Origin of the sequence: Bacillus thermotolerans (genome assembly GCF_000812025.2) — a bacterium.
GTDB lineage: Bacteria > Bacillota > Bacilli > Bacillales > Domibacillaceae > Quasibacillus > Quasibacillus thermotolerans.
Genome location: NZ_JWJE02000080.1, coordinates 1 through 8,972, shown reverse-complemented (window position 1 = coordinate 8,972; position 8,972 = coordinate 1). Strand labels below are relative to the sequence as shown.

Sequence of the window (8,972 nt, the reverse complement as noted above, 5' to 3'; positions counted from 1 at the left end):
AATTTTCCGCTTGAAAAACAGGTGGAAAATTGCCTTTTTGTATTCATTTGAATTTGCAGAATAAAAAACGTAAGTTTTTCAGTGCCCTCCTGGTAAGCTGGGCGGCTTTTTTAACAACATTTATTAATGGTTGAATTTATCTTTTGCTTTTCCAACTGAATGCTGAAGATCGCCTTTCAATTGATCGGCTTTCCCTTCTGCCTTCGAACGAGCATCATTCGTAGCGTCGCCCCAGGCCTCTTTCGCTGTCCCTTTTGCTTTATTGCCTAATCCTTTTAACTTGTCTTCCATTCCGTTATTTTTCATGTTGATCCCTCCAAGTTGTAATTATAAATAATTAATAGGGTGATAGTATTTTATTCCCTTTGCAAGAAAGGTTAAACAAAGAAAAATAGTTGAGATATTCTCTACTATACTGGAAAATAAATGCATACGGTTTTTTAAACTGTATCATCAGTATAGAAAGAGAGGAAACCAGTGATGAAATTTCAAGTTCCACCACAAGATCAAGAGGCAGGGGAAAGAGCAAGGGCTTACATTGATACATTAACTAAGCCTGTTGGAAGCCTAGGGGAATTAGAGAAACTGGCGGTCGATTTAGCTGAAATGACAGGTCAGCTTGCTACAGAAATCTCGCCGCCGGGCATTATTGTTTTTGCAGCAGACCATGGAGTTGCAAAGGAAGGTGTGTCAGCTTACCCACAGGAAGTGACTGCGCAGATGGTCGAGAATATGGTAAACGGAGGAGCGGCTATAAGTGTGTTTGGCCGTCAGATCGGTGCCAGGTTTAAAGTAGTAGACGTAGGTGTTGCTGCTGATATATCAAACCCTAAGGTTATACATAAAAAGGTAAGAAGAGGAACAGCCAACTTTTTAAAAGAAGAGGCGATGAGCGCGCAGGAAGCTGAGAAAGCAGTGATGACTGGCTATGAAGAAGCCTGCCAGTTTATTGAAAACGGAGTAAAGTGCCTTATTGTCGGGGAAGTCGGGATAGGCAATACAACGGCGAGCAGTGCGATTACAGCATGTTTGACGGACAGCGACCCGGCAGCAGTGGTGGGCTATGGCACTGGGCTTTCTGAAGAAAAATATAAAAGAAAAATAGAAGTCATTAGACAGGTGCTGGAAGATAGGAAAGCGAATCCCGGTGACGCAATAGATGTGCTGGTTAAACTCGGCGGGTTAGAAATTGCAGCCATGGCGGGGGCGATGATGGCCGCAGCTGAAAGAAGAATACCGGTCTTGCTCGATGGTTTTATTTGCACAGCTGCAGCTTGCATTGCCCATTTACTGCATCCACGGTCAACTGATTATATGATTCTTTCCCATTATTCGGCCGAACCGGGACATAAAAAAGCAATGGATTACCTTGACAAGACACCGATTCTTCAATTAAATTTGCGGCTCGGTGAAGGCACTGGAGCTGCCGTTGCCTTTCCTATACTTGAATCGGCTGTAAGAATGGTAACAGAGATGGCTACTTTCGAGAGTGCTAAAGTAGCGTCTTCCCAGCAGTAAACATACCGAGCCTTCTGGTGCGAAGCTCATGAAAGATGGCCACTATATATTCTAGTTGAACAAAAACAGCGGCATACTCCCCTTTTAAACTTTGATTTATTGGGGACTAGCCGCTAGCGGTTCAAAAGTCTTCTCTATAGTTCTTCTTCTCTCCTTATGGCAGCAATAAAGGATAAGCTGCTTTGAAGGATATAGAGATAGAGAAATTTGAAAGAAGGAGAGCGAACAGGAAAAGTTTAAGAATCCATAATGATGTCATTATTCTTAATTAAATCCCAGGAGGTGATCATGCCGACCGGCAGCTCGTCTGACTTACCGCCTGGAGTAATCAAAATTGCTTCTAGCTTTTTGTCATTTGATTGATACTCTTCAAAGGTATATTCTACATCAAAAATATTCGCCTCTTTTTTGACGAAAGCGATCGAATCTTCATCTCGTTCTGTAGTGATGTCTTTGACCGTTATCCCATTCAAGTCAATTTTTCCGTCTGCTTCATGTTCCGCCATCCATGTTAAGATCTCCGTTCCGGCAAGCAATCCTTTGCATCGGCCTTGCTCGTATACCGGGTACTCAGCAAGACCATTTTCTCGAATAATATCAAGGACCTGCAGAAGGGGGGTATCCGTTTCAACGATATAGACCGGAGAGGAGGCGATCGATAGGGCCTCGGCTGGCTCTGACAGAACGGTGTCAATTTGCTCAATCCGCTCCACAATTTCCTTATGTGGCTGAGCTATGTAGTAATCCGCTTCTGTTTTTTCATGCACAATGGCATTCCTTAACTTGGCAAACTGTTTCAGCTCGTCTAAATGTTTGCGAATGCTGGCATGCTTGCGAGCACCGACATGAAGCAGCTCAATAAATGCATCACTGTCCGCCTGTTTAACGGCTGATTTTAAATAGTTGTGTATTCGGTTAAACGCCGCCTCAAATCGCTCCGAAAGTTCATCGCTTGTCTTCACGCTTTTCGCCATCATTTTCGTCTCCTTTGTATATAAGCCTATTTTCTTTTAGAAAAAAAGCTGTTACAGCAAAGTGATTCGCTGTAACAGCTTTTCGGTATCATGTCAATTATTGCTGCTGATTAGCAATAAGAACGAGTCTTCCTTTATCCAGCTCTTTTTCATAATTGGCAGCTTCCTGCTCGGAAAGGCCGAGTGACTGGAGCTTGGAACGCAGCTCGTCACCGCGGGATTGGAAGATATTTTTTACACTATCAATCAGCCCTTGTTCTTTCATACCGACTTCTCCGGTATTTAATGCTTCTGTAATATCCTCTCCACGGTGCTTGTCGTGAGCAAGAATATAAATATCGTCACGAGAATATCCTTGAGATAATAATGTTTCAATTTCACTTTTAGCCTGTACAGCATTCTCCACTGTTTTTGTTACCATATGATCTGCCTCCTAGTTTCATACTTTTACGTCACGTTTTATCTTTACCATTCTTCGCTGCTTTTAAAACATCGAAAGCTCAAGGTGTCTTTTGTTCATGAGAGCGTCTTATGAGCCAAAATGCGCCCATTAGCCCCAGAATGCTGAGAAGCACCGAAAAGAAAAAGAAAGGAGGGTAATATACTAATTCAATATGGTTGTCTCCTTCTTGCAAAGGAATACCGATGAAGGCGTAATTGGCCTGCTCAATAGGCTGCTTCTTACCATTCACTTTTAGATGCCAGCCCTTCTCAAAGGGAACGGGAAGAACCATGTACTGCTCGTCTGTGCCATTTTGATAATCGATCGTAATTCGGTTATTTTTCCATTCGAAGGAAGGCGAAGGTGCCTTCTTAGCAGCTGCTGCCCGCAGCTCTTCGTAATCCTCTTCATACAATTCTATATCTTTTAATTCATAGGTGCCTTTAGGTACGCGCAGCTTAATTTTTTCCTCTTTTGGCACCCGAACAAGAATGGAATGAACGTTTGTTTTGTAAATAGAGTCGCCAGGCTTTCGAGTGGTTCGGTAATCGTTCACTGTTAAGGCGAATCCGTTGCCTTCTTTGTTTTTTAAATAGAACGCAAGGTAATAGTCCCCCTCATCTGAAGCAGACGGAGGCGGGATGATGTTAATGCCACCTTTTTCTTCGGTGACTTGAAGCAGGTTGTTTTCATAGGCTGCTCCCTTTGTTTCGAGACCCGCTTGATTGATCAAATTTTCTTCTCTCGTAAGCGGAGCGCTTTGGCTTGTCTTCTCCTTAAGCACCACACCTGACAGCATGGCATGCTCGCGATCAAGGGGGGAGGCATCCTCCAGGTCCTCTTCATAGAATACCTTCTGAGCTGTCCGGATGAATGGCAGCGGCCAATCGTTCTTGTACATGATGTAGTTCTCTGTTTCTGCGAAAGGGGAGAAGCCATAAGGAGCATTTTCCTCTTTCTGTTTTTCTCTCATCCAGTAATCCGTTTGCAATAGGCTATGCAAGTTCGCCCGATTGCCCAGCGTAGCATACCGGCTGACGCTTTCTCTTCCCATATCGATTTTCAAATTATGCCAATAGAAGAAAAGAAGTTCCTGATTAAAAATACTCGAATATAAGCTTGTTCCGTTAAAGTCTTGGACAATCGGTGTATTATTCCGCAGGCCGTTCATCCAGTCAATCCGGAAGAAAGGATCTGTTTCTGCTTCTTTGGCTTTTTCAATTAACTCCCGCTGTTCAGCACCATCATATTCAGGACTTTGAAGAAACCCACGGGAAACCGTGCCGACATTGAACTTCTCTGACATGGTTAATCGCTCATATTCATGAACAACAATCAAGCAGGAAAGGAGAACACTGACCTGCAGCGCCAGCTTAAGCCACGCCTTCTTCTGCCAAACGTACAAAAATAACAGCAAGGCAGCAACTAGAAGAAAGCTGACTGCAAGCAGCCATTCTCTGTGAAAGTCCAGAGCTACAGCCTCTTTCATGAGTTGTTCCATCAGGACATAAATGATGGTAGCTATGCCGGTTGCCCACAGCAGAGGCTTCCATCGGATTTTATTCAGCGATTGCAGACCCCAGGCGACGGCTCCGCCCGCTGTAAAGGAAAGGATGTATTCCCAGCGATACTGCGGCGCTGAAAATCCATTAAACGCACTGCCTGCGAGCGGGCTGAAGTGCAGGACGATCAGAAAGAGAGAAAGCCAGGCAAAGAATTTAAAGGGCCGCACTTTATACAATGGGCGAATAAATAAAAACAACAGCAAAATAGAAGGCAGAATTACATACTTGCTAGCGTACAAAATATTATCCTGAATATGGAACAGCGGAATATCCGCTTCATAAGGCGGCCGGTAATTATTAAAGAAGCCGTAGGCCGCCGGTATAAAGGATATCGCCCCTATACAAAAGCTGGCGAGCCCGGAAAAGAAGAACAGACGGAATTGCTTCCACCTTGGCTGCTCCTGTTCCGTGAGCGGTATGAGCCAGCGAAAGGCGATATATATAAATAAAAAGATAAGATGTATGTATGAAAAATAAAAGTTGTCAAAAAAGGAAAGCGACCAAGCAGCGATGAACCAGCCAGTTTTTCCTTCCCGTATAATTTTCTCCGTGCCAAGAATGATTAAAGGCAGCCAAAGCATGGCATCTGAGAAGAACTCCCAGAAGATGACGTGCCTCATATACATGACGCATAAACCGTATATCGCCGCCCCTGTAAAAGCAGGCATGAGCCGAGCCCCCATATAGCGGAAGGCAAAGGTGGCTGCCAGGATAATGCCAGAAAGACGGGCGATGCTGACAAATAAGGTTGTATCCGCCCAAAATATTAAGTCTGGGTGCTCGATTACCTTCATGGTTTCCAGTAAGAATACGATTCCCACTGTTACAAGAAACACAAGCGAGGTGGAGAAGTAGTAGGACAGCTGGCTGTAAAACCCTCCGCCTAATCCAAATTCCCAAGAATAAAAGAAATTTCCTTCCGTATATTGATCATAAATAAACTTTTTGAAGGGGACCATTTGGGATAAACCATCATTTGGCCCAATCATGAACCGGCCTTCAAGCCACTCTTTGATAAAAAAGAAATGAGCAGCTGCGGATAGAAGCAGACTGCTGACAAGTAAAAGAATCATATAGCTTTTCTTCATGCGCTAACACTCTCTTTTTTTAAAATTTTTCCTGTTACGATAAAGGTAGCCGGCAAAGCCACAAACACTGCAAAGATAGGAGTGATCGTACTGCTTATACCGAAGTAATCAGTAAATATAAATATAAAGAGAGAAGAGACCGTGAAGTTTACCACCTGAGACAGCGGAAACTTCAAAAACTTAGCCAGGGTAGGCTTTACTCTGAAAGTAAAGTAAGAATTCAAGAAAAATGAAATGACGAAGCTGACCAGGAACCCGATCACGTGAGAAGGCATGTATGGCCAGTTCAATAAGGCGTGCAGCAGTAAATACACAGCATAATAATTAAAGGTATTGATTCCCCCGATTATGACGAATCTGATAAATTCTTGTTTGGTTCTTTTCATATTGCTCTCCATTCCCAAAGTTGGTTTCTTGGATTAAATAAGGCGGCCGTTTCTTTGTCTCATAATAAATCCGGCCGATGTATTCGCCAATCACACCTAGGCTAACGAGTTGAATGCCTCCTAAAATCAGCACAGCCGTAATCAAGGTGAAATATCCGGGCACCACAATGCCCTCGTTCATCACTTGAATCAGCATGGCGACGCTATAGGCGATGGACAGGAATAACACGATCAGCCCGGTATAAAAACACATCCGTAAAGGGCGGTTGTTAAAGGAAATTAACCCGTCAAAGCCGTAATTTAACAGCTTAGCGAACGACCACTTCGTATCGCCATTTTCACGCAGTACATTATCATAGTCAATGATCTTTTGCTCCATGCCTATCCATGAGAACAAGCCTTTAGAAAAGCGCTGACCCTCATTTAGAGAGAGGAGGGCCTGAACAGCTTTCTCACTGAGGAGACGGAAATCACCGACCCCATCCTCAAGCTCTACATCAACAATCTTGTTAATGATCCGGTAGTAGCTTGAAGAAAGGAATTTTTTTACGGCATGCTCGCCGTTCCGGTTCCGCCGGGCAATGACCTGGTCAAAGCCTTCTTCATATCCCTGCAATAAAGAGGGGATCAAGGAAGGCGGATGCTGCAGGTCTGCATCCATGATAATGACAGCGCGTCCGTTCGCATGCTGCAGACCCGCCAGCAAAGCAGCTTCCTTTCCGAAATTTCTTGAAAACGATATGTATTTCACCTTAGGGGTGACCATGGCCAGTCTTTTAATTTCTTCGAGTGTATGGTCTGTGCTTGCATCATTAATAAAACAAATTTCATAATCATACGCTAGCTTTGTAAACTCTTTATCAATTCTTTCATAGATCAATGGAACATTCTCTTCCTCATTATAAGCTGGTATGATGATGGAAATAGTCTTCATATCTCCTGCCCCTTTTTTATAAATTAGACTTGCGGAATGCAAAAATTATGTCGTTTTCTATATATATTGTCCTTTATTAACAAAAAAATGAACAGAAAAATGCAATTAACGGATATAACCAATCTACTTAATTCTTGCTAAGTATCCATATACCCTTTTTTTCTACAATTAATCACCCTAATAAAAAATAATGTATTTTATGTGAAAATGAGGGTACAGACTTGGAAGAGAACGACATGAACGAAAGGACAGGTGTAAGAGGTGATTCATTTAAATAAAAACCACGATCCTCATAAAAATGAAGAACTCATTTCATCATTTTTTCCTTCCCATATTACAGTTAGAGAGGTAGTGGAAGAAACCAACGCTTTGTTTGCAGAGTGTAAAAATGTCTATAAGCCGCCATCTGTGCGGAAGCAGCAGCCTTTTTTCTCGCTGCGCGGCTTGCGTGAAAAGGCGGCCCGTTTTTTGATTGGTCTCGTGCTTCCCGCGAAGCAAGCAAGATCAGCCGTGTCGTGCCAAACTATTGCAGATGAGACGGGCTTTGTCTACCCAGAATGGAAACGAATACTGGATAAGGAATATGAGGCCTTGAAGAAAAAGACATCTCGCACAGTGAATGTCACAGACTACGGAGCAGTCGGAGACGGAGTCACCGATTGTACAGAAGCGTTCCGCCAGGCTATCGGGAAAGGTGAAGTAACCGTACATGTACCTGAAGGTGTGTTCATTGTTAAAGGCATTAAATTGCCTTCCTGCACACGCCTCGTCGGTGCGGGCAAGGACCGGACTACTTTAAAGCTGCATGACAAATCGCCAAAAAGCAGCTGGCTTGTGACGAATGCCGAACATAAAAAAGGAAACCATCATCTCCTGGTAGAAGGTATGACGCTTGATTGGAATGTAGAGCGGCTCGGTGATGTGCCGCGCACAAGCACGGGAGGAAACCGCTCCAGCTGTCTGACATACGCCCACGTCACATACGGCTGGGTGAAAGATGTGCGTGCTGTCAACCCCGGTTTGCATGGGTTTGATGTATCTTCTACGAAATATAGCTATTCAGGAGATGGATATCGTGCAAAAGGCGGAAGCAAATATGTCTGGCTTGATGGATTAAGCGGCTATGGCTTTGGTGATGATGGAATTACGACACATCACAGCGATTATATCTTTATTTCCCGCTCCCATATGTGCGATCCGAGCGGAAAAGCTCATAATGAGGGCATCTCCAATTCTAATGGCATTGAAGTCGATGACGGCTCAAGGAACGTCTGGCTCTTTAACAATTCAACGGCACGGTGCTTCGGAGGAGTAGAAATTAAAGCACATCATAACTCCTCCGCTGCCTCAAACGTGCATATTGTCGGCCATTTGTCCGTTAACGATAACCGATCATTCAACTTTCGGCATATTGGCCACCATCATGCGTCGGACGAGGAATCTCTAACCGCCTACAATATTACTGCCTCCCGGATCGTGTCCATTGCCCCAATACGAACCGCTCTTTACCGGAATTCCCGGCCAAGGTCACTGGTAGTATCTGCTTATAAAAATGTCGTCATTAATCACTTTGCGGCTGTGGGCGACCCTGCGTATGACTATAAGGAACAGCCGGTTATTGCTATTCAGTATCGAGCAAGAAATGTCCACTTGAATCGTGTTCATCTGAAAGGATTTAGAACGGCTGGTGTAGACATTAAGGTATTTGGCGGGGAACAAAGGGCAGATGACGTCCATATTCGAAATGTCGTCATTGAGCGTTCAGCTAGAAAAGGGATTTTTGTGGGGGCTGGCATTCAAAAGGTCAGCGTCCGATGTGTCAAGGCCATTGGCCAGCAGGCTGATTGCGGCTGTGAGGCGAACACACCAATGGCGGTGCTCGAGCATATTGAGGCAGAAGGTTACAAGATCCCTATTCTAAGCGACAAGCGAACGATATAACAAAGAAGCTGCTTTCTTTTGAAAGCAGCTTCTTCATTCTGTTGATAAAGTCTTCTGTCAATGGACAAACAGTGAAAAAATATGTAGAATCTCCTCAGAATACGTGAAAGAGGAGGTTTTTTTA

At 43.9% G+C, this 8,972-nt stretch carries 8 protein-coding genes; 2 read left to right on the top strand and 6 right to left on the bottom strand.

Translation table 11 applies throughout. The features are described 5' to 3' along the window. Positions 1 to 123 precede the first annotated feature (123 nt). Positions 124 to 306, bottom strand: coding sequence for a CsbD family protein (locus QY97_RS18225; RefSeq protein WP_039237935.1), 183 nt, complete (start codon positions 304 to 306; stop codon positions 124 to 126). A gap of 174 nt (positions 307 to 480) precedes the next feature. On the opposite strand from QY97_RS18225, the gene cobT reads away from it, so the two are divergent. After that, on the top strand, positions 481 to 1,518 hold the full coding sequence (gene cobT / locus QY97_RS18220; RefSeq protein ID WP_039237938.1) for a nicotinate-nucleotide--dimethylbenzimidazole phosphoribosyltransferase: 1,038 nt from the start codon (positions 481 to 483) through the stop codon (positions 1,516 to 1,518). A gap of 236 nt (positions 1,519 to 1,754) precedes the next feature. On the opposite strand, the gene QY97_RS18215 is transcribed toward cobT, so the two are convergent. From QY97_RS18215 to QY97_RS18195, 5 genes are all read right to left on the bottom strand, one after another. Continuing rightward, positions 1,755 to 2,492 (bottom strand): CBS domain-containing protein, encoded by a 738-nt coding sequence (locus tag QY97_RS18215; RefSeq protein ID WP_052725903.1) that lies wholly within the window; start codon positions 2,490 to 2,492, stop codon positions 1,755 to 1,757. Between the two features lie 97 nt (positions 2,493 to 2,589). After that, the gene (locus QY97_RS18210; RefSeq protein ID WP_039237940.1) at positions 2,590 to 2,913 is read right to left on the bottom strand and encodes a general stress protein; all 324 of its coding nucleotides are present in this window, start codon (positions 2,911 to 2,913) and stop codon (positions 2,590 to 2,592) included. 79 nt (positions 2,914 to 2,992) lie between these two features. Then, on the bottom strand, positions 2,993 to 5,587 hold the full coding sequence (locus QY97_RS18205; RefSeq protein ID WP_039237941.1) for a YfhO family protein: 2,595 nt from the start codon (positions 5,585 to 5,587) through the stop codon (positions 2,993 to 2,995). Beyond that, the gene (locus QY97_RS18200; RefSeq protein WP_039237943.1) at positions 5,584 to 5,985 is read right to left on the bottom strand and encodes a GtrA family protein; all 402 of its coding nucleotides are present in this window, start codon (positions 5,983 to 5,985) and stop codon (positions 5,584 to 5,586) included. The genes QY97_RS18205 and QY97_RS18200 overlap by 4 nt, the downstream gene beginning before the upstream one ends. Further along, entirely contained in the window at positions 5,912 to 6,907 is a 996-nt protein-coding gene (locus QY97_RS18195) for a glycosyltransferase family 2 protein (protein WP_039237945.1), read from the bottom strand. The genes QY97_RS18200 and QY97_RS18195 overlap by 74 nt, the downstream gene beginning before the upstream one ends. A gap of 261 nt (positions 6,908 to 7,168) precedes the next feature. Here QY97_RS18195 and QY97_RS18190 point away from each other — a divergent pair, with 261 nt between their 5' ends. Beyond that, complete coding sequence (locus QY97_RS18190) at positions 7,169 to 8,848, top strand: glycosyl hydrolase family 28-related protein (protein ID WP_039237946.1); 1,680 nt, start codon at positions 7,169 to 7,171, stop codon at positions 8,846 to 8,848. Positions 8,849 to 8,972: the final 124 nt, after the last annotated feature.